Below are 20694 nucleotides of genomic sequence, written 5' to 3'. Positions count from 1 at the left end.
TGACAAAAATTTCTGTTATTTAACAAATCAGGGACTAGTGTTTCACGTGAAACACTAGTCCCTGATTTTTAGATTCAACTCGGTCAATCTATTGAATAGATAGGCATTTTGCGGTATTCTTTTAGTATTGGAATCAGTTTGGAGAAAGATAATGAACCCCGAAGAATTTGCGGCGGCACTACGCGATAAAAACGTTATTTTAGACGATAAACAATTGGCACAATATCAAACGTATTATGACCGTTTGGTAGCGGTTAATGAACATATGAATTTAACGGCTATTACTGATCGTGACGATGTGTATTTGAAGCATTTTTATGATTCACTAACTTTAGCATGGGCATATCCTAAGCTACAAACTGATCAACTTCGTATGATTGATGTTGGTGCAGGAGCTGGTTTTCCATCACTGCCATTAAAGATAGCGTTTCCACAATTAAAAATTACCATCATCGATGCATTAAATAAGCGCATAAAATTTCTACAAGAGCTAGTTAACGAACTTGGCCTTGAAGGTGTGACAGTTATTCATGCGCGAGCAGAAGAATTTGGTCATAAAAAGGCGCCAAATCGTGAACAATTTGACGTAGCGACTGCTAGGGCGTTGGCTCGATTAAATGTATTGGGCGAACTGACATTACCACTGATTAAAGTCGGTGGTGCATTACTAGCAATGAAGGGTAGTGCTGCCAGTGAAGAATTGCATGAAGCGCAGGGAGCGATTACAAAACTAGGTGGTAAGATTGGCCAAGAAGTGCCAGTGAACTTGCCTAATGGTGATCCTAGAACGATTATCATCATTGATAAGGTTAGTGCGACACCTAATCGCTATCCTCGTAAACCAGGAGATCCAGCACGCAAACCGTTGTAGGAAGGGGAAAATAATGGGACACATTATTGCATTAGCAAACCAAAAAGGTGGTGTTGGTAAAACAACCACAACAGTCAACTTGGCTGCTTCGTTAGCATCTTTTGGCAAAAAAGTATTAATTATTGATACCGATGCTCAAGGTAATGCAACATCAGGAACTGGTGTGCATAAGTCGAATATTGAACAAGATATTTATGACGTGTTAATTAATGACGTGCCATTAGAAGATGTCATTTTACCAACTTCACATGAAGGGGTCGATATTGTACCGGCTACGATTAGGCTTGCTGGTGCAGAGTTGGAATTAGCACCTGTAATGGCACGTGAGTTGAGATTGAAGAATGCTTTGGGAGATATTCGAGAGCAGTATGACTATATTTTAATCGATAATCCGCCTTCACTAGGACTAGTAACAATCAATACCTTTTCAGCGGCTGATTCAATTTTGATTCCTGTCCAAGCTGAATATTATGCATTAGAAGGTCTGGGTCAACTAATGAATAATATGAAATTAGTGAAACGCCATTTCAATCCAGACTTAGAGGTTGAAGGGGTTCTTATGACAATGGTTGACCCCCGTACAAATTTGTCAGCTGATGTTATTGAGAATGTTCGGGAGTACTTTGGTAGTGAGGTCTATGAGACTGTGATACCACGTAATGTTCGCCTTTCTGAAGCACCATCTCGTGGTATGGCCATCATTGATTATGATCCAAAATCAAAGGGTGCTGAGGTATACACACAATTAGCAAAGGAGGTCCTAGAGTCTCATGGTGAAATCTAAAAAAACTGGATTAGGCGGCTTCGGTAAAAAAGGTGGCGGTCTAGGTGCGTTGTTTGCTGATCAAGGACTGGACACTTCGGTATCTACCGGTGATGAAGTGCGTGAAATTACCGTTGATAAGATGGTTGCCAATCCGTTCCAACCACGACGGGTATTCAATCAAGATAAATTACAGGAATTAGCCGAATCAATTAAGCAAAATGGTGTCTTACAGCCAGTTATTGTGCGTCATAATCCTAAGGATAGTAGCCAGTATGAGATTCTTGCTGGTGAACGTCGTTGGCGTGCTTCTCAGATTGCTAATGTAGAAACCATTCCAGCAATTGTGCGTAAATTGGATGATGACCAAATGTTGCAGGCAGCCATTTTGGAAAACTTGCAACGTGAAGATTTGACACCGTTAGAAGAAGCACAAGCATATCGTGATATGATGGACGGCCTTCATTTGACACAAGAACAAGTGGCAAAGCGTTTGGGTAAAGCACGATCAGCGGTTGCTAATTTTTTGCGTTTGTTGAACTTGCCTGATGAAGTGAAAGATTTGCTAAACGCAGGGCAATTATCTATGGGGCAGGCACGAACATTATTGGGCTTACGTAATAAGCGACGTATTGTACCAGTTGCCAAACGTGCGATTGCCGAGGGCATGACAGTTCGTCAATTAGAGCAATTAGTCAACAAATTGAATGAGCAGTCAACGGCAACCAAAGATCAACCAAGTTTGTCCCCTTATATCAAGGCATCAACGACAGCTTTAGAAAATAAGTTTGGGACTAAGGTGCATATGACCCGTAACCGTAAGGGCGCTGGGAAAATTGAAATCACTTATTTGTCGGATGAAGACCTTAACCGGATTTTCGAGACGTTAGGCATAGATTTGGATGCGGAATAGTGGAGGCAGTGATGTACAACTTACATGATATTGTTGAAATGAAAAAACCGCATGCATGTGGTGTGAATGAATGGCAAATTATGCGTGTCGGTGCTGATATGAAGATTGTGTGTCAGGGATGTCAACGACAGGTTGTCATGACACGACATGATTTTGACAAAAGATTTAAACGTGTATTAAAGAGTGCACAAGATTAATGAAAAGAGAGATGGGTAAATAAAATGGCTCTTACAGCAGGAATTGTTGGCTTGCCAAACGTTGGTAAGTCAACTTTATTTAATGCAATTACTAAAGCGGGTGCAGAGATGGCGAACTATCCATTTGCGACCATTGAACCGAACGTCGGCATGGTTGAAGTACCTGATGATCGTTTGGATCGTATTCAAGAATTGATTCCGGCAGACAAGGTTGTGCCAACAACATTCGAGTTTACCGATATTGCCGGTATTGTAAAAGGTGCTTCACAAGGTGAGGGTCTTGGTAATAAATTCTTAGAAAATATTCGCCAGGTCAATGCTATCGTCCATGTTGTGCGTGCGTTTGATGATGATGACATCACCCATGTTTCTGGTAAGGTCGACCCATTAGAAGACATTGAAACAATCAATACAGAGTTAGTATTGGCTGATTTAGAGTCTATTGATAAGCGTTACAGCCGGGTTGAAAAATCAGCTAAGTCAGCTAAAGATAAAGATGCCATTGCTGAACTAGCAGTCTTAGAACAATTGAAACCAGCATTAGAAGCTGGTAAGCCTGCCCGGTCAATTGATTGGGATGAAGATGAACAAAAAATTATTCATAACTTGTTCTTGTTGACTTCAAAGCCTGTTCTGTATGTTGCTAATGTTTCAGAAGATGATATGGCTAATCCTTCAGAATCTGAATATTATCAGCAAATTAAGCAATATGCAGAATCAGAGGGTGCAGATGTAATTGGTATTTCTGCACGTGCTGAAGAAGAAATTGCTGAAATGGATGATGAAGATAAAGCAGAATTTATGGAGCTGCAAGGTATTACAGAGCCCGGTTTGAATCGTTTGATTCGTGCTGCTTATCATATGCTTGACCTACGTACATTCTTCACTGCTGGTGGTAAGGAAACACGTGCTTGGACATTTCGAGCAGGTATGAAAGCGCCTCAAGTTGCGGGCGTTATTCACTCGGATTTTGAACGTGGATTCATTCGTGCTGAAACAGTGTCATTTGAAGATTTGGACAAATATGCGTCAATGAAGGCGATTAAAGAAGCTGGTCGTCGACGTTCAGAAGGAAAGGAATACGTTGTACAAGATGGTGACATCATTGAATTCTTGTTTAACGTTTAATTGGGGAAAATTATGACAGAGTCAAAGGAACAAACACAATCACAAGCGCCTAAGCCAACGCTACCAACAGTGCAAGAACTGGCAACATCAGGATTGACTAATCGTAATCAGGAATTTATTCGTCAAATGGTAATTCTTGCTAATGGGGATGAGTCAAAGGCACAATTGATTACAGAAGTTGGTGCAAAATTATTGACTGCCCAAAAAACAGGGGTCACAGCAAAGCAATTATATAATTCACCAGCTGAAGCAATGGGACTAAAGACTGAGGCAGAAAAGAGTGATGATACTCGTGGCTATGCAAGTTATGGTTTTTGGCCACTTGCCATTGATAACGCGATTGCCTTCTTTATGATGTTTAGTTTCATGTTTGGGCTAACATTATTGTTTAGTGGCGTGAAATCATCATCAGCTGGCTCTGCTGGAGCAGCTGGTATTACTTCATTGGTGTTGACATCGATCTTAGGTGGTGTCTTCTTCTCAGCTGTTACATTAACACTTGCACCACGTCGAGATGGCAAGCGTGTATCATTTTGGAAAAAAGCAATTGTTACAGTTGGGGCCTTTGCCATTTGGTTCTTAGCATATCTAGGCTTTGCCTTCTTGCCAGCAGTAATCAATCCATTGCTACCAGGTTGGGTATATCTTGTCATTGCAGTGATTGCATTCCTAGGATTCCGCTATTGGCGTGCAAAGACAGGAATTAAGGGTGGTTTCCTTGGCGCAAATGCTCAACCACAATCTCAAAAGAAATAGCTAAAGAAGCAGTGAGGGTAAATTAATGAAGATTTTGATTGTTGATGATGACCATGAAATTGCGGAATTGCTAGAAATCTATGTGAAAAATGAAGGCTATGAGCCAGTTATTGCTAGTGATGGTAAAGAAGCACTTACCAAAATTCGAACAAATCCTGATATTGGACTAATTATTTTAGATATCATGATGCCTGAGATGAGTGGTACAGAGGTCTTGAAAGAGGTTCGTAAAGATAATCCAGTACCAATTTTGTTACTGTCAGCAAAGTCAGGCGCTATGGATAAGATCCAAGGATTGATTACAGGTGCTGATGATTATGTGACAAAGCCATTTAATCCATTAGAAGTTATGGCTCGTGTACGAGCATTATTACGTCGTGCTCAAAATGGATTGGCACAAGCTACGCCAGAAGTATTAGATGTTGGTCCATTGACAATCAATAAAGATAGTCATGAAGTACGAACTGCTGATGGTGTTGACATTAACTTAACAGCATTAGAGTTTGGTATTTTGTACCTATTAGCATCACATCCCAATAGAGTGTTTAGTGCTGATGACATTTTTGAACGTGTCTGGCAGCAAGAATCTGTTGTTTCAGCAAAAACGGTTATGGTCCACGTGTCACATTTGCGTGATAAGTTGGAAGATGCGACTGGGGGTAACCAAGTTGTTCAAACCGTTTGGGGTGTTGGTTACAAGATTGAAGTACTTTAATACAGAAAGGCAGTGGGGATGAAACTAAGAGTACTGAGTTGGCTTAAGTTAACGGTCAAGGCAGTGGTTTCCGCCCTGCTTTTTGTATGCATGGGAATTGGAATCATTCTCCTGATGCAACCTCATTGGCACACAAATAATTTAGCATCAGAACTAATTGATATATCACAACGGTCACTAGCAACTGTTACGATTGTTGGTGGTATCTTATTAATTATCTGGTTGGGACTGCTGTGGCAATTTTATGAAAGAACGAAATTGGCAGAATTGATATTAGCAGTAAATAAATTAGTGCCACAAGTAGGTGATACAAAGAGTGAAGGGTTGGAAGTTAAACGTTGGGGACATCGTTTGCAACCATTAGCAGAAAATATTAATGGTGTATTTGAAGCGGCGCAACAAGCCATGATGGAAGAACATGAGATTGAACGTTCGAAAGATGAAATGGTAACGAATGTATCGCACGATTTACGAACACCATTAACATCAATTTTAGGATACTTAGGGCTGATCATTAATGATAATGGACAACAAAAGTTGCGCCGTGAGGAAATTATGAAATATGCGCAAACAGCTTTTGATAAATCCGGTCAAATGAAATCATTAGTTGAAGATTTGTTTGATTACACACAAGTTCACCAAGTTGACTTTAAACTTCATTGGGCGCCGTTGGATTTGGCAGCTATGTTACAGCAACTAGCAGTAAATTATGAACTTGAAGCACAACAAAAGGGCGTTGTGATTTCTGCTGTGTCAAATCCGGCCGTTATCGAAATGGTTGGTGATCCTGATCGATTAGCGCGTGTATTTATGAATTTGATTAATAATGCCTTGAAGTATGGTGAAGGAGCAACCTTTGTCCGTTTATCTGCAAAAGCAGTTGCTGAGGAGAATCAGGTGGAAATTCGCGTGACAAACAACGGTGCTAAAATTCCCGATGAATCAATCAAGCGCCTATTTGACCGATTTTACCGTGTTGAGAGTTCTCGGAATACGAAAACCGGTGGTACGGGGCTGGGACTTGCTATCGTTAATGGGGTCATCAATGCCCATGGTGGCCAAGTACGGGTTGAATCGGATGACAAACTCACTAGTTTTATTATTAATTTGCCAATAACACCAGAAGACGATGAAATACCAAATTAATATCTTTTAGCACAAAAATTAGAGGCTGAGACAACATCTGTCCCAGCCTCCTTTTTCATCTATACTCATTTATGTCCCAGACGCGGTTGTTACTTCGTTGTGGGAACTTCTTTTATAGGATGTTGTTGTTGCAAAGTGCTTAGAATTTTTTCAGCTTCCAGCTTGTGGAAAAGCACACTAGCAGCAGATTGCATGAGTTGCGTTTCCAATGATACGCCTTCCAGTGGTTGATTGGTTGGATTTTTGAAAAATCCTAATAGCGTATCAACAAATGAGTCGTAAGCTTTTTTGGGATAATCATCAACGGTAATTTGATCGATTGCTGCTCGAATTTGATCCAATGAAAAGATTGGTTTTAGCAATGAAATGATCAAGATATCAGCAATTTGTAGCGTTTGGTACTTCTTCTTTACAGGTGCTAAAATCATCTTTTTTTTGACGTAGTTGTTAATCATCGTTGAAGTAACAGTAGGCATTTCAAGCGGTGCTAACACCTGATTAATATATTCAACGACTTGATCCATATAGAGGTCAAAATTTGGTAGGTCATCCCAATGTGGGAAAACGATGTCTTCAAAATTATTTTTTTTCAACGTATTTACAGTCATTAGTTGTAACCTCATATCAGTGTAGATTTTACCTCCTTATTATATCACACCTAGACCATGAAACTAAATGATAGTTATATCTGGTCTAAAAAAGTTTACTGTTTGTTAAATTAAAAGTATTGAGGAAAATGGGACAAGGGAGCTGAGGTTGTGATAATATGGGTACAATTTGAGTTTTAAGTATGGGAGGGGTTTTGTTATGCAGGAATTTATGGCTTTAAATCGGAATTTAAAGCTAAGAACGTTAACCGTATTTTTAACAGTCTTACTTGGTAGTTCGATTGGCCCCAATATGACAATTTATTATGTGCAATATTTTGGTGCTTTTGTATCTGGGTTTCTATTAATGATTGTTTCTGTGGCTGGCTTTATTGCTGGACTGTACGGCGGTCATTTATCGGATGTATGGGGACGTAAACGAACAATGTTGACCGGGTCAGCATTAATTATATCTGGCTACGCGTTGGCTATGTTAATGAATGCACCATGGTTTACGAATCCATACATCACTTTTATCGGTTTTTTAATGGCATCAATTGGTTCATCATTAGCAGATCCGGCTGAACAAGCAATGATGATTGATGCATCAACGGTAAAAAATAGAAAGTTTGTCTATGCGTTGATTTATTGGATTATTAATATTGGTGTGATGTTAGGTGCGGCCATTGGTGGTTGGTTCTTCCGTGATTATTTATTTGAACTGTTGTTAGGTTCTGTTTTTGTGGGCGTAATTAATGCGGCAATTATTAAGTTTGGTATGTCAGAGACACTGAACATGGATAATGTGCATGCAAGCTCATCGGTTTGGAGCGCTGTCAAATCTTATGGGCAAGTTTTATCTGATAAGCGCTATGTATTATTTATGTTTGGCTCGATTTTTGCAGTTGTTATTTATTCACAGCCGGATTTTTATTTAGCTGCTCATTTAACGCAGTCATTTCATGATTATACATTCATGGGTATTCATTTTTATGGACAACGTATGCTGTCATTTATGTTAGTGATAAATACCGTCATGATTGTGTTGGTGATGAATTGGATCAATCGTTATACTAATCGTTGGCCGTTAATTCGGAGTTTTGCTATCGGTACATTTATTCAAGGATTTGGTTTCGCTATTTCATTTTTGCTACGTGATTTCTGGCCACTGGTCATGATCTCAGTTGTTTTCACGTTGGGAGAAATTATTAATGTACCATCAAGTCAAACCATGCGTGCAGATATGATGAATCCTGTGCAAATTGGTGCTTATTCTGGCGCTTTCTCAGCAACTCGTCCTGTAGGTAATATTATCTCAGGGTTGATGGTTTCATTATCACAGTTTACAAATGATTGGGGTATGGCAGGTATTTTAATGATTGGGACGTTGGTTGCCATGGGCGCAATTATCAAATCAGCAAAAATGCCAGCGCAATTTGAAACCGAAACAATGCAGTAAAATATTTGACAGGATGATTATCAAACTTACGTGCTTATATATAATATATTTTTAGTTAATAAAGGTTGGAACATTTTCTTTTGTTTCAGCCTTTTTATTTTCATTTCTAGAACAAAATAAAAAGCCAACGAGCGTAATCGCTCATTGACTCTTTGTAGCTGGGATAGCTGGATTCGAACCAGCGAATACACGGTACCAAAAACCGATGCCTTACCACTTGGCCATATCCCAATAATAATGGGGGCTATAGGATTCGAACCTATGAACCCGAAGGAATGGATTTACAGTCCACCGCGTTTGACCGGACTTCGCTAAACCCCCATATGTATGATAAGCAATAATTAAATTATCACCTCAACGAATATATACTATACAGAATACTTATTTACTTGTCAACACTATTTGAATTATTTTGTTTAACCATGATTGATAAAAAGTATCAGCTGTCCATTCCTGTAATTTATGACGATTATAACCAACGCTAGGATTGTAGTAAGTAATCAAGTGTTTTTTACGTGGTGGGACAGTAACGTGGATATGTCCGTAGAAAACATGTTGGACATTATCGTACTGTGCTAACAATTCGCCGGTTTTAGTTGAACCAAGGACACCATTGACCATTGCCCAACGAGAATTATTATTCGGGTAAAAAATCTCGTCGTTGATTGGTGCAAAGTGGGTAAAGAAAATAACCTGTTTATGGTGTCTAACGGCATCATCTAGTAGTTGTTTCATTTGATAATGGCCTAACGCCATTCGTTCTAAATCACTCATCGGCTGATCAATGACACGATCGTAGTAGAAACCAGAACGGAAACGTGCAATGGCTTGTGGATCAATATCAGGCGTAAAGCTATAGTCGTACCAACCGTTGTGGCCGATAATCCGCCAATCAGAATTAGGAATGTCAATATATTGATTATGAAGATAGAGTGGATCGAGGTTGGTTTCTAATTCTGAAAATGAAATATTACGTCCCATATCATGGTTACCAGCAATAAATAATATTTTTGTGTCTGTTGTTAAAGCATTTTGTAAATCATGAACATATTTTAATGATTTTTCGAAATCATTAAATAAATCACCAGCAATTAAGTAATAATCTGGTTGTAAATTATGAAGAGCTGTTGCTTGTTGAACAAGTATTTTTTCAATATCTTGCTTATTAACATCAAGATGGTTATCACTTGATACAATAATTTTAGTCATAGAAACTCCTTTTGCCACACTATCTCATAAATTGATTATAACAAAAGTGATAAAAAAATTAGTAGGAAATGATAGTAGCGCTTGTAGAAAGTTATAAATTCAAGTAAAATTTAACAAGTGACGTTCTTGTCATCATGTTCAGAGTAGAAGAACAGTTTATTTGAATGAGGAGTTTTTATCATGAAAACGGAAAAGAAATTTCTGGGACAACCCTACGGTCTAAAAACGCTATTTATGACCGAAATGTGGGAGCGTTTCAGTTACTATGGTATGAAAGCCATCTTGCTATACTACATGTGGCATTTAATTAGCACTGGTGATTTAAATATTACTAGAGCGACGGCTGCATCAATTATGGCTATTTATGCTTCAATGGTTTATTTATCAGGCGTTGTTGGTGGTTTTATTGCCGATCGAATTCTAGGACAACGACGGACGGTGTTCTGGGGTGGTGTCCTGATTATGTTTGGTCATATTGCATTGGCACTACCATTTGGATCAACAGCAATGTTTATTTCAATGATTCTAATTGTATTAGGAACGGGGTTGCTTAAGCCAAATGTTTCTTCAATGGTTGGGTCGTTATATGAAGACAGTGACAGTTCTCGAGATTCTGGATTCTCAATCTTTGTGTTCGGTATTAATTTGGGTTCATTTATTTCGCCATTGTTAGTTGGTTGGACACAAAACAGCGTTGGGTTCCATGCTGGATTTTCACTAGCAGCCATTGGTATGTTCTTTGGTTTGTTACAATACCATTTTGGTGGTAAGCATTTACATGAAGATTCAAACTATGCGCCTGACCCATTACAAGAGGAGGAAGTTAAGCCTCTAGTAATTAAGATTATTTTGGGGATTGTATTCTTTGTATTGATTGTTGTTTTGATGAACTTAATGGGCTGGAATAGTCTACAGAACTATGTTAACTTATTGACCATTGTTGCAATTATTTTGCCAATTTCATATTTTGTGTTAATGACAACATCAGCCAAAGTAACAAAAGAAGAGCGTTCACGAGTATTCTCATATATTCCATTATTCTTAGCTGCTGTATTATTCTGGGCAATTGAGGAACAAGGGTCAATCGTTTTGGCAACTTTTGCTGCTGAACGTGTTGATACTTCATGGTTCCCGGCTGCCTGGTTCCAGTCATTAAATCCATTGTTCATTATGCTTTATACACCATTCTTTGCTTGGCTATGGGTGAAATGGCAAAAGAATCAACCTTCTTCACCAATGAAATTTGCTGTCGGACTAATGTTTGCTGGATCTTCATTCTTATTGATGGCATTGCCAGGTACGTTGTTTGGTACTTCAGGACGTGTGTCACCATTATGGCTAGTTGGGTCATGGGCCTTAGTTATTATCGGTGAAATGTTGATTTCTCCGGTTGGACTATCAGTCACGACTAAACTAGCACCAAAGGCATTTATGTCACAAATGATGTCAATGTGGTTCTTGGCTTCATCTGCCGGATCAGCACTGAATGCACAATTAGTAACGTTATATTCACCAGATAATGAAGTTGCCTACTTTACATGGTTTGGTTTAGCTTCAGTTGTACTAGGGATTCTATTAATATTCTTGGTACCACGTATCAAACGTTTGATGGCTGGTGTGAAGTAATTTATTTATACGGCGTGCAACAAGAGCTGTTTTGACGCCAATTATTATATTGCTTTAGTCTTCTGGAATACATTTATGGTCATCAATCTACTGACTTCGAGTTGGTAGATTGATGGCTTTTTTAAACGGGTTCTAAAAGACTGACGCCGATTGTTACGTTTCTTTTTTTGATTTAATAAATAACTATTAAAAAGTGCTTGCAATCTATTTTTTTTACTGGTATGATATAAGAGTTGTCGGGGCAGAAATGCTTGATACAAATATGGGGGTTTAGCGAAGTCCGGTCAAACGCGGTGGACTGTAAATCCATTCCTTCGGGTTCATAGGTTCGAATCCTATAGCCCCCATTATTATTGGGATATGGCCAAGTGGTAAGGCATCGGTTTTTGGTACCGTGTATTCGCTGGTTCGAATCCAGCTATCCCAGCTACAAAGAGTCAATGAGCGATTACGCTTGTTGGCTTTTTATTTACAATACTAAATATTGACAGTAAAAATAAAATGCACTAAAATAATTAGGTCGTAAGCATTGGGATATGGCCAAGTGGTAAGGCATCGGTTTTTGGTACCGTGTATTCGCTGGTTCGAATCCAGCTATCCCAGTTATTGTATATTAAAGCATCTGTCCAACTGAACAGGTGTTTTTTTATTGCATATCAAAAATTATTCATAGGCGAAATACAGTATTTAAAGTATTTGGGTTATGCAAAAATTGATTATCTAATAAGATATAATGTTTGGTTAAAACCCATAAAATGCACACTGAGATATGGTAAACTTAATAGAAATTGACTAATGAAAGGTGACCCATGTTTACAAATTATGATTTAAAAAAACAAGCGAAAACGCATGTGCTTGGTAGTAATTTTGGTACAGCTATAAAATTATCGGCTATTTTAATTATTTATCAAATTGTCACATTAGTTCGTGAAAATAATCAAGCATTATCAGATGCTACGAATCAGATGACAAATAATTCAGATAGTGCAACCATTCAATACTCTGCGGATTTAGCGCGGGAATCAATGGCAACAGCGACACAGATTTTTACGACAAGTTTGTTATCTGAAGTAATTTTAGGTGTTTTTACGCTAGGAATTGTTTGGACATTTGTTCAATGGCGTCGGAATGGTAAAGTGCCTGAGAAGCCTTTACAGGCAAGTTTCAAATTTTGGAGCAAACGGACGATTGTAGATATCGTTGTTTTGTTAGGGCTACGATTTATCTTCACTGTTTTATGGACGTTTTTGCTTATAGTTCCTGGCATTATAAAGACATATTCTTATTCACAAGCACCATTACTATATGCTGATGATGTGCGTGTTGGTCGTGAAATTTCATCAATCACGGCTTATTTGAAAAAATCAGAAGAGATGATGCGTGGTTATCGGATGAAATTATTCTGGTTACAAGTGAGCTTCATTCTATGGTGGATTTTCTCGGCGTTAACCTATGGTGTTGCTGCAATATTCGTTGTGCCATATTATCAGGCAACCATGGCTGAGTTTTATCTAGCTGTTCGGAATGGACAAACAGTACATCGGGAAACGATGCGCGCTGATGAAAATGACGAACTATAATTATTAAGTGATCAGATGACCAATCAAGAATTACAAAAACTAGTTGAAAAAATATCTGTCGAGCAGTTTAAACAGCCTTTTGAACATCAAGCAACATTTAATAAACGTTTACGTACGACTGGTGGACGATATTTGTTAGCAACACATGATATTGAAATTAATCCTTTGATGCTTACCGAGTTTGATTTAAATAATCTGATTGGCATTATTAAACACGAATTAGTTCATTATCATTTACATATTCATCATTTACCACATATGCATCGTGATAAAAATTTTAAACAGTTACTTAAACAAGTAGATGGATTGAGATATGCGCCCACAGTAAACAAGCCACAGAAACCTCAAAAATATTGGGTATACATGTGTGAAAATGGGCATAAAATATATCGACAGCGCCGCATCAACACGGCACATTTTGTTTGTGGTGACTGCAAAACAGCGCTAAAATTAGCAAGGTACGGTTATTTAAATAATAATTTAAATTAGTCCATCTAAGTTATTAATTTATTAGAGTAGAATATTTATTTAGGAAGAGATAAAATGAACCAAAATGTAACAAATAAGCCACGTTATATTACTGGATTTGATGGGCTTAGAGCAATTGCGGTTATTGGCGTAATTATTTTTCACTTATGGCCAAAAATTTTGCCTGGTGGTTGGATGGGAGTTCCGTTGTTCTTTGTCCTATCAGGTTACTTGATTACTGATCTATTAATTCAGGAATATGACCGGAATGGTCATATTGATGTGTTAAGTTTTTATCGTCGTCGTATGAAGAGACTATACCCAGCCCTTTTGATGATGTTATTTGCAACGGCAACATATATTGCGCTATTTGCACGGGATTTACTGTATAATTTACGAGCAATTTTAGTTAGTAACATGTTGTATATTTATAATATTTGGGCAACAAAACATGGTGATTCCTACTTTGACTCTTGGGGTGGTTCTTCACCATTTACCCATTTATGGTCATTATCAATTGAGGGTCAGTTTTATTTGATTTGGCCAATTATCGTCATGTTGTTACTTGGTTTGCGTATTCGTAGAATTTCTATTGGGGCAGCATTGATTGGATTAGCAGGGGTTTCTGCCATTCTGTTAGGTGTGCTATATGATCCCATGAATATCAACCGTGCTTATTATGGTTCAGATACCCGAATATTTGCAGTGTTATTTGGAGCAGCCCTAGCCTTTGGTTGGCCATCAAGGCGTATGAAATATATTCTATCGCCGCGTGTGAAACGCAATTTAAATACTTTGGGAGCAATTGCTTTAGCTCTAACAATTATTACATTCTTTGGCTTAAATGGAGAATGGCGCACGACTTATATGGGACTGATGTTTATTGCTACCGCAATTATTACCAGTTTAATTGCCATTACTGCGCATCCAGCATCATTTCTTAGTCATGCATTAGATAATAAATTTTTAAATTACCTAGGGACACGTTCATACAGTATTTATCTGTATCAATTACCAGTTTTTGTATTCTTTGATAAGTTAGTCCCGCAGCATGAGACATTCTGGATGGGAATTTTAAAGATTATTATTGTACTTATTTTTTCAGAACTTAGCTATCGTTATGTTGAAAATGTTTTCCGAAGGGTCAAGAAGCCAGCCTTAGGTTCTGGTACTTCATGGTACAAAACATTTTTCGGTTCACATTCAGTACAAGCAATGTTAGTGGTTGCGATTATGCTGATTGTCGGCACAGGTTATGCTGTCTCGGCAAATGAATCGGCACAGGCTAAACCCAAAAACACACTTGAAAAACGACTGGATAGCAATAAAAGTCGCATTAATGAAGCTAATAAAAGAGCAGTTGCACAGGCAAAAAAGGCGCAAAAAGAGGCAAGTAGTAAGCAGAGTAGCGCAAAATCATCTAGTCAAAAGGTCAATCCAAACTCATTGACACAACAGGAACGTGATTTGATGGGTAAATATGGTCTTAATGCTGACCAATTTACAGCAATCCGTGATAATCGCGTGACTGCGGTTGGTGATTCAGTCATGGTTGATGTTGCACCTGACTTGCAAGAACTTATGCCAAATACGGTTGCTAATGCAACGGTTGGTCGGCAACCATACTCAGTGCCAGAAATCTTACAATCGTATGATAGTCAAAACTTATTGTCACAGAATATTGTGATTTCGATTGGTACAAATGGATTAATCGGTGACAATGACTTTAATAAGGTTATGGATATCGTCGGCAAAGATCGCCAAGTTTATTGGATCAATGGCTATGCTAGTCGTGACTGGGTAACACAAAATAATAATTTCTTGAGTACACAAGCAAAAACGCACAAGAACTTACACATTGTTGACTGGGCATCACTAGCTAAGGATCATCCGGAATGGTTAGGAGATGACCATGTACACCCAAATACAAATGGCTCGGTACAATATGCAAGTTTAATTGCGAAAACAATGGCTGAACAAAGTCAAAAAAAGTAAATGAAGTTTGTTTCAATTTGTTTCAATGAGAGTGCTACAATCAGTTTCAGGCTTTTGGAACACGTTTAGGGTCATCAACCCACCAATTTTAAACTGGTGGGTTGATGACTTTTTAAATGCATTCCAAAAGCCTGAAGCCTTGCTGTAACAACAATTAGGGATTTCTGGATCTTCGCTTTGCTACGAACCAAAACCACCTAATTATTGTTACAATCGGCTTCAAAACAACTTTTGTCTCGCCCTTTCTTTAATTTTTAAAAAGAGTTGCACTAACTTTTTGTGCGTGTTATTATTAACTGGTTAATTAACCAGTTAAGGAGATGCTGAAAATGACAGTAGAATCATATGCAAAACAGATTGATCAATTTTTAAATCATTTAAAATTACTTTCTGAAAATCAACGAGAAGTCTTAATTGGAGAGAATACAACCGATATTACTACCACACAAGGACACTTATTAATGTTACTAGCTCAACGTGGTCCACAGACCAATTCTGAATTAGCACGGGCCTTACACGTATCTGGTGCAGCGGTTACAAAAGCAATGAAGAGTTTGTACATTCGTGATGAGCCGATGGTAAATGTTATTCCAGATCCAGAGGATGGCCGGGTTAGTCGATGGTCATTAACAACTTTGGGTATTTCGTTAGCGACGGCCCATACGCAGCGACATCGTGAAACAGTTGATGAGTATCAAAAATTATTAGAGAATTTTTCGGACAGCGAACAAGCAGTTATTAGTCGTTTTTTAATCGAACTATCTGAACGCCTAGAGGGAGATAATAAATGAGAAATAAAAGATTACGCTTTATCTGGTTGCCAATTATTTTAGTTTTTGTTTTACTAGGCATAATTTTTTATCACACATGGCAAAACAAAGAAACCAAGGTTAATACAAATAAGGATAAGGTCACAGTCGTTACCAGCTTAGATAGTTATGGTGAGATGGCCAAAGCGGTGTTAGGTAATCAAGGTAGTGTGACAAGCATTATCAATAAACCTAATATGGATCCACACGAATATGAACCTACTACCAGTGTAGCCAAACAATATCAAAAAGCTGACGTGATTATTTCCAATGGCGGTGGTTTTGATAATTGGAGTGTAAATTTTGCAAAACAAAATAAAACGGCAAAAACAATTAATATTGCTGATCTTTATCATTATAAGGATGGTGAAAGTGGTGGTAATGAACATTTTTGGTACAAGACAGATGTCACAACACGCTTGACCAATCAATTGGTAAAGCAATATAGTCAATTATTGCCGAAGAAGACATCATACTTTAAAAAGAACGCGCAAGATTATCAAGATAAGGCTAAGAAATTAGTCGATTTACAAAATCAAGTGAAGGTGCAGTTGGCTGGTAAAAAGTTATTGGCAACTGAACCAGTATTTGATAATACGTTATTAGCTTTAGGGGCTAACATGCAAGATCAAAAGTTTGCACGTGCCATTGAAGAAGGCGATGATCCAACGCCAAGTGATGTCAGAGAGTGGCAAGACTTAATTAACCAGGGGAAAATTGCTGTTGTGATTGATAATCCACAGGCATCCGGTAAATTGGCTAAGCAAGGCGTTGACTATGCGAAAGCACATGATGTCCCTGTCGTGAAAGCACGTGAGACTAAGCCAGCTAATACAACTTATATAGAATGGCAGATGCAACAATTAAATGCATTGAATGAGGCGTTACAAAAATGATGATTTTAGATGGAAAGAACATTGGTATCAAATTTGATAACAGATGGCTTTATCAAAAAGTGGATTTCCAATTAAATCAAGCGCATAACTTAGTCTTGATTGGAGATAACGGTGTCGGTAAGACGACTCTGATTCGTGCGATGTTGGGTAAAATTCCGTTAACAACGGGTGAATTCAAGTGGTACGATGCAGAACAACATAAAATTGCCTATGTGCCGCAATATCGTCCTGATATGCAAGCTTTCCCATTACGTATTAAGGACTTTGTTGCGTTAACTTTTGATCAAGGGTTACGACCTTGGTTGTCTAAAGAAGAAAAAAGCCGCTTGCAGCATATTCTTGAAATAACTAATTTAACTAATATTGCTGAACAACGCATTGACCGCGCTTCAGGTGGTGAACGACAGCGAGCTTATTTGGCCCAAGCGTTAGTTCAAAATCCCAATATTTTAATATTAGATGAGGCAACGGCAAATTTAGATAATGTTGCTAAGTATGGTCTGATGGATGTTGTCGCTGCCTATCAAAAACGTTATCAATTAACAACTATCATGGTTAGTCATGATATTGACATTATGCAGCGATATGCAGATGAATATTTACTATTAACAAAGCAAGGTAGCGAGTATGGTAATATTTCCCAATTAGACATTGCAAAGTTACGTGAAGGAGGCGAGAGTTTTGTTTAGTTTTCCTTTTATGCAACACGCTTTTATTGCCGGGACATTGATTGCGATTATGAGTGGCCTTATTGGGCCGTTTATCGTTGCGCGACGAATGTCATTCCTTGCGCATACGTTAAGTGAAATTGGTTTTGCTGGCGCTTCATTTGCTCTGTTTATGAGCTGGTCACCCTTGGTTGGTATGCTACTCTTTTCTGTGGTTGCCTCGATGAGTGTGGGAGAACTTGGTATGAAAGAACAGCGTTCTGAATCCTTGATTTCTGCCGTCAGTGCGGTGGCAATTGGACTGGGAATTGCCTTTCTATCATTGTCTAATAAGAATGCAACGGCAGCGACCGGTATTTTGTTTGGCTCTATTTTCAGTATTAACCAAACGGATGTCTGGGAGGTCATTGTCTTAGCGACATTAGTTATTTTGATAACTTTAATGATGTTTCGATCTTTGCGACACTTTGCTTTTGACTATACAACGGCAAGTTTTAGCTTAAAAAATGTTCAGCTAATCGAAGTGTTATTTCTTGGATTAATGGCAGTTACGGTTGCAGTTTCTGCACAAATTGTTGGTTCATTATTAATTTTTATTTTGATGATTTTGCCAGCAAGTTCAGCAATGCGTTGGGGACGGACAGTCTGGCAAATTATTGGTTTAGCAATCACTTTTTCGGTCCTTGGTGTTTGGCTTGCGTTAGTTTTGTCATATTGGTTAAATTTGCCAGTATCATTCTTCATTGCCATTATCGAAGCGGGTGTATATTTTAGCAGTCTCATTAGAAAAAGATAGTTTAGCCGACGTTATTAAGTCATTAAGCTTGCTTATAAATAAGCCATTTGATAGAGTTATTAGTGGTATGCTTGTATTTCACAAGTGATAATTTATATGCAAAAATAAAATGATAATTTGTAGGAGAAGAAATAAATATGCTAACCGTTTCGAATGTTTCAGTTTCATTCACTGGGAAAAAATTATATGACGATGTTAACTTAAAGTTTACACCCGGTAACACCTACGGCATTATTGGCGCCAATGGTGCTGGAAAGTCAACTTTTTTGAAGGTGTTGGAGGGAAAACTACAACCAACAACTGGTAATGTCTCAATGGATCCAAATGAGCGCATGTCATCATTGGTGCAAGACCATTTTGCGTTTGATGCATTTACAGTGCTAGATACTGTTATGCAAGGTCATAAAGAATTATATGATGTCAAAACTGAAATGGATGCAATCTATTTGCATGATCCATTCACCGACGAAGATGGTATTCGTGTGGGTGAACTGTCGGCTCGCTTTGAAGAGCTAGATGGTTGGACAGCCGAAACAGAAGCGACACAACTTTTGCAAAGTATTGGTGTTCCTGAAAGCCAACATCAAACATTGATGTCAGATTTGCCCGAAGTTACTAAAGTTAAGGTATTGTTGGCTCAAGCGCTCTTTGGTAATCCTGATATTTTGATTTTGGATGAGCCAACTAATGGTTTGGATACGAAGACAATTGCTTGGTTAGAAGATTTCTTAGCGGATTATCAAAACACAGTGCTCGTTGTTTCCCACGATCGTCACTTCTTAAATGCCGTTGCAACAATGATTCTTGATGTTGATTTCGGTAAAATCAAACTATTTGTAGGTAACTATGATTTCTGGAAGCAGTCATCAGAGCTTGCTCAACGTTTGCAATCACAAGCAAATGCTAAGAAAGAGGAACAGATTAAGGAATTACAAGACTTTATTGCACGCTTCTCAGCCAATGCTTCAAAGTCAAAACAAGCAACTTCACGTAAAAAGCAATTAGATAAGATTACGCTTGATGACATTCAACCATCATCACGTAAATACCCATATATCAATTTTGAAACCTTACGTGAAATTGGTAATGATATGTTGCGTGTTGAAGGTGTCTCTAAAAGTGTGGATGGGGTGAAAGTTTTGGATAACATTTCATTCACAGTTAATCCAAATGAAAAAGCCTTAGTTATGGCTGAAAACGATGTTGCTGCAACCATGATTTTAGATATTATTGCTGGTAAGGTAAAACCTGATTCTGGTCATGTAACTTGGGGTGTGACAACAAGCCAAGACTATTTAGCTAAGGATATGGGAACTAATTTCCCAAACCCTGAACGCCCAATCTTAGACTACCTACGTGATTTTGCATCTAAGGAAGAAAGTGATAATACTTTCTTACGTGGTTTGCTAGGTCGTATGCTCTTTAAGGGTGAGGATGCAGAGAAGACATTGGATGTCCTTTCAGGAGGAGAAAAAGTTCGCGTGATGTTGTCAAAGCTTATGTTGACAAAAGCTAATGTACTTATTCTTGATGATCCTACTAACCATTTGGATTTGGAATCAATTACATCATTGAATGATGGTCTAATTAATTTCAAGGGTGGTTTGATTTTCACCTCACATGACCACACGTTTGCCCAAACTATTGCTGATCATGTGATCGTTGTTTCTGATCAAGGTGTGATTGATCGTGCTGAAACAACTTATGATGAGTTCATGAATCATCCAGAAGTCCAAAAACAATTAGCTGCAAAAAATATTTCATTGTAAAAAAGATTGGAACGCTTTATTTTTTCCAACCTTTCATTATTAAATCCTACGTATAAGTCTGTTGACAGATTTGTACGTAGGATTTTTTTGTGCAAATGGCATGTATTTAGAAAAATTTAATATTTGATTTGTTAATTGACTAAAACCGTGATTTGATAGTCATTTGTGAGCGTTTGCATTAGAAATTTGTACGCAAATTTGTATGTTTTAAACAAAAGTCTTTTAATTTGTCCGCACAACATGTATAATAATGTTGTTGATGAAAACGGTTACAAATTTTCGCAAGGTTTCAATTAGATTTAAATCATTGCAGGTATTTATTTTTGAACTTTGTTTTGGGGAA

General features: G+C 38.0%; 20 protein-coding genes and 5 tRNA genes. 21 read left to right on the top strand and 4 right to left on the bottom strand.

Annotation, left to right across the window (positions count from 1 at the left end; all coding sequences use genetic code 11):
* The first annotated feature begins 151 nt into the window (after positions 1–151).
* From rsmG to ACQ4QH_RS09125, 8 genes are read left to right on the top strand one after another with little or no spacing between them, the layout of a single operon-like run.
* Entirely contained in the window at positions 152–871 is a 720-nt protein-coding gene (rsmG, locus tag ACQ4QH_RS09160) for a 16S rRNA (guanine(527)-N(7))-methyltransferase RsmG (protein WP_439818606.1), read from the top strand.
* A gap of 13 nt (positions 872–884) precedes the next feature.
* On the top strand, positions 885–1655 hold the full coding sequence (locus ACQ4QH_RS09155; protein WP_002828102.1) for a ParA family protein: 771 nt from the start codon (positions 885–887) through the stop codon (positions 1653–1655).
* On the top strand, positions 1642–2547 hold the full coding sequence (locus tag ACQ4QH_RS09150; protein ID WP_439818605.1) for a ParB/RepB/Spo0J family partition protein: 906 nt from the start codon (positions 1642–1644) through the stop codon (positions 2545–2547). Before ACQ4QH_RS09155 ends, ACQ4QH_RS09150 begins: the two co-directional genes overlap by 14 nt.
* An 11-nt stretch (positions 2548–2558) precedes the next feature.
* On the top strand, positions 2559–2744 hold the full coding sequence (locus ACQ4QH_RS09145; protein WP_040760599.1) for a DUF951 domain-containing protein: 186 nt from the start codon (positions 2559–2561) through the stop codon (positions 2742–2744).
* 24 nt (positions 2745–2768) lie between these two features.
* On the top strand, positions 2769–3872 hold the full coding sequence (gene ychF / locus ACQ4QH_RS09140; RefSeq protein WP_439818604.1) for a redox-regulated ATPase YchF: 1104 nt from the start codon (positions 2769–2771) through the stop codon (positions 3870–3872).
* 12 nt (positions 3873–3884) lie between these two features.
* Positions 3885–4628, top strand: a complete 744-nt coding sequence (locus tag ACQ4QH_RS09135) for a DUF1129 domain-containing protein (RefSeq protein ID WP_439818603.1) — start codon at positions 3885–3887, stop codon at positions 4626–4628.
* A 25-nt stretch (positions 4629–4653) separates the two neighbouring features.
* Positions 4654–5343 carry a response regulator transcription factor gene (locus ACQ4QH_RS09130; RefSeq protein ID WP_002828097.1) on the top strand — a complete coding sequence of 230 codons (690 nt, stop codon included), beginning with the start codon at positions 4654–4656 and terminating at the stop codon, positions 5341–5343.
* A gap of 18 nt (positions 5344–5361) precedes the next feature.
* Positions 5362–6489, top strand: coding sequence for a sensor histidine kinase (locus ACQ4QH_RS09125; RefSeq protein WP_439818602.1), 1128 nt, complete (start codon positions 5362–5364; stop codon positions 6487–6489).
* Positions 6490–6578: 89 nt separating this feature from the next.
* Here ACQ4QH_RS09125 and ACQ4QH_RS09120 read toward each other — a convergent pair whose 3' ends face one another.
* Positions 6579–7097, bottom strand: coding sequence for a DUF1836 domain-containing protein (locus ACQ4QH_RS09120; RefSeq protein WP_050755312.1), 519 nt, complete (start codon positions 7095–7097; stop codon positions 6579–6581).
* A gap of 199 nt (positions 7098–7296) precedes the next feature.
* Here ACQ4QH_RS09120 and ACQ4QH_RS09115 point away from each other — a divergent pair, with 199 nt between their 5' ends.
* A complete protein-coding gene (locus tag ACQ4QH_RS09115) occupies positions 7297–8535 on the top strand; it encodes an MDR family MFS transporter (RefSeq protein ID WP_439818601.1) in 1239 nt (412 codons plus the stop codon).
* Positions 8536–8693: 158 nt separating this feature from the next.
* Here ACQ4QH_RS09115 and ACQ4QH_RS09110 read toward each other — a convergent pair.
* From ACQ4QH_RS09110 to ACQ4QH_RS09100, 3 genes are all read right to left on the bottom strand, one after another.
* Positions 8694–8766, bottom strand: a tRNA-Gln gene (locus ACQ4QH_RS09110).
* A gap of 7 nt (positions 8767–8773) precedes the next feature.
* Positions 8774–8856 (bottom strand) — tRNA-Tyr (locus ACQ4QH_RS09105).
* A gap of 60 nt (positions 8857–8916) precedes the next feature.
* Complete coding sequence (locus ACQ4QH_RS09100; RefSeq protein ID WP_439818600.1) at positions 8917–9744, bottom strand: metallophosphoesterase; 828 nt, start codon at positions 9742–9744, stop codon at positions 8917–8919.
* A 180-nt stretch (positions 9745–9924) separates the two neighbouring features.
* On the opposite strand from ACQ4QH_RS09100, the gene ACQ4QH_RS09095 reads away from it, so the two are divergent.
* From ACQ4QH_RS09095 to ACQ4QH_RS09040, 12 genes are all read left to right on the top strand, one after another.
* A complete protein-coding gene (locus ACQ4QH_RS09095; protein ID WP_439818599.1) occupies positions 9925–11370 on the top strand; it encodes a peptide MFS transporter in 1446 nt (481 codons plus the stop codon).
* A gap of 264 nt (positions 11371–11634) precedes the next feature.
* A tRNA-Tyr gene (locus tag ACQ4QH_RS09090) sits at positions 11635–11717 on the top strand.
* 7 nt (positions 11718–11724) lie between these two features.
* A tRNA-Gln gene (locus tag ACQ4QH_RS09085) sits at positions 11725–11797 on the top strand.
* 103 nt (positions 11798–11900) lie between these two features.
* Positions 11901–11973, top strand: a tRNA-Gln gene (locus tag ACQ4QH_RS09080).
* 206 nt (positions 11974–12179) lie between these two features.
* Positions 12180–12950, top strand: coding sequence for a DUF975 family protein (locus ACQ4QH_RS09075; protein WP_439818598.1), 771 nt, complete (start codon positions 12180–12182; stop codon positions 12948–12950).
* A gap of 15 nt (positions 12951–12965) precedes the next feature.
* Positions 12966–13439 (top strand): SprT family protein, encoded by a 474-nt coding sequence (locus ACQ4QH_RS09070; RefSeq protein ID WP_439818597.1) that lies wholly within the window; start codon positions 12966–12968, stop codon positions 13437–13439.
* A gap of 54 nt (positions 13440–13493) precedes the next feature.
* Complete coding sequence (locus ACQ4QH_RS09065; RefSeq protein ID WP_439818596.1) at positions 13494–15413, top strand: acyltransferase family protein; 1920 nt, start codon at positions 13494–13496, stop codon at positions 15411–15413.
* Between the two features lie 329 nt (positions 15414–15742).
* Positions 15743–16204 (top strand): MarR family transcriptional regulator, encoded by a 462-nt coding sequence (locus ACQ4QH_RS09060; protein ID WP_439818595.1) that lies wholly within the window; start codon positions 15743–15745, stop codon positions 16202–16204.
* A complete protein-coding gene (locus tag ACQ4QH_RS09055; RefSeq protein ID WP_439818594.1) occupies positions 16201–17118 on the top strand; it encodes a metal ABC transporter solute-binding protein, Zn/Mn family in 918 nt (305 codons plus the stop codon). Before ACQ4QH_RS09060 ends, ACQ4QH_RS09055 begins: the two co-directional genes overlap by 4 nt.
* Positions 17115–17807, top strand: a complete 693-nt coding sequence (locus tag ACQ4QH_RS09050) for a metal ABC transporter ATP-binding protein (protein ID WP_439818593.1) — start codon at positions 17115–17117, stop codon at positions 17805–17807. The genes ACQ4QH_RS09055 and ACQ4QH_RS09050 overlap by 4 nt, the downstream gene beginning before the upstream one ends.
* Entirely contained in the window at positions 17800–18582 is a 783-nt protein-coding gene (locus tag ACQ4QH_RS09045) for a metal ABC transporter permease (RefSeq protein WP_439818592.1), read from the top strand. The genes ACQ4QH_RS09050 and ACQ4QH_RS09045 overlap by 8 nt, the downstream gene beginning before the upstream one ends.
* A 137-nt stretch (positions 18583–18719) precedes the next feature.
* Positions 18720–20351: an ABC-F family ATP-binding cassette domain-containing protein gene (locus ACQ4QH_RS09040; RefSeq protein WP_439818591.1), complete on the top strand. Its 1632-nt coding sequence runs from the start codon at positions 18720–18722 to the stop codon at positions 20349–20351.
* Positions 20352–20694 lie beyond the last annotated feature (343 nt).

It is taken from the genome of Weissella paramesenteroides (assembly GCF_051903945.1).
Taxonomy (GTDB): domain Bacteria; phylum Bacillota; class Bacilli; order Lactobacillales; family Lactobacillaceae; genus Weissella; species Weissella paramesenteroides_A.
This window is presented reverse-complemented; position numbering and strand designations above follow the sequence as displayed.

Coding starts and splice junctions, on each gene's coding strand:
- ACQ4QH_RS09075 (WP_439818598.1), top strand. CDS start 12,180: ATGTTTACAAATTATGATTTAAAAAAACAAGCGAAAACGCATGTGCTT.
- ACQ4QH_RS09130 (WP_002828097.1), top strand. CDS start 4,654: ATGAAGATTTTGATTGTTGATGATGACCATGAAATTGCGGAATTGCTA.
- ACQ4QH_RS09050 (WP_439818593.1), top strand. CDS start 17,115: ATGATGATTTTAGATGGAAAGAACATTGGTATCAAATTTGATAACAGA.
- ACQ4QH_RS09115 (WP_439818601.1), top strand. CDS start 7,297: ATGCAGGAATTTATGGCTTTAAATCGGAATTTAAAGCTAAGAACGTTA.
- ACQ4QH_RS09070 (WP_439818597.1), top strand. CDS start 12,966: ATGACCAATCAAGAATTACAAAAACTAGTTGAAAAAATATCTGTCGAG.
- ACQ4QH_RS09120 (WP_050755312.1), bottom strand. CDS start 7,097: ATGACTGTAAATACGTTGAAAAAAAATAATTTTGAAGACATCGTTTTC.
- ychF (WP_439818604.1), top strand. CDS start 2,769: ATGGCTCTTACAGCAGGAATTGTTGGCTTGCCAAACGTTGGTAAGTCA.
- ACQ4QH_RS09095 (WP_439818599.1), top strand. CDS start 9,925: ATGAAAACGGAAAAGAAATTTCTGGGACAACCCTACGGTCTAAAAACG.
- rsmG (WP_439818606.1), top strand. CDS start 152: ATGAACCCCGAAGAATTTGCGGCGGCACTACGCGATAAAAACGTTATT.
- ACQ4QH_RS09100 (WP_439818600.1), bottom strand. CDS start 9,744: ATGACTAAAATTATTGTATCAAGTGATAACCATCTTGATGTTAATAAG.
- ACQ4QH_RS09135 (WP_439818603.1), top strand. CDS start 3,885: ATGACAGAGTCAAAGGAACAAACACAATCACAAGCGCCTAAGCCAACG.
- ACQ4QH_RS09150 (WP_439818605.1), top strand. CDS start 1,642: ATGGTGAAATCTAAAAAAACTGGATTAGGCGGCTTCGGTAAAAAAGGT.
- ACQ4QH_RS09145 (WP_040760599.1), top strand. CDS start 2,559: ATGTACAACTTACATGATATTGTTGAAATGAAAAAACCGCATGCATGT.
- ACQ4QH_RS09065 (WP_439818596.1), top strand. CDS start 13,494: ATGAACCAAAATGTAACAAATAAGCCACGTTATATTACTGGATTTGAT.
- ACQ4QH_RS09040 (WP_439818591.1), top strand. CDS start 18,720: ATGCTAACCGTTTCGAATGTTTCAGTTTCATTCACTGGGAAAAAATTA.
- ACQ4QH_RS09060 (WP_439818595.1), top strand. CDS start 15,743: ATGACAGTAGAATCATATGCAAAACAGATTGATCAATTTTTAAATCAT.
- ACQ4QH_RS09055 (WP_439818594.1), top strand. CDS start 16,201: ATGAGAAATAAAAGATTACGCTTTATCTGGTTGCCAATTATTTTAGTT.
- ACQ4QH_RS09155 (WP_002828102.1), top strand. CDS start 885: ATGGGACACATTATTGCATTAGCAAACCAAAAAGGTGGTGTTGGTAAA.
- ACQ4QH_RS09125 (WP_439818602.1), top strand. CDS start 5,362: ATGAAACTAAGAGTACTGAGTTGGCTTAAGTTAACGGTCAAGGCAGTG.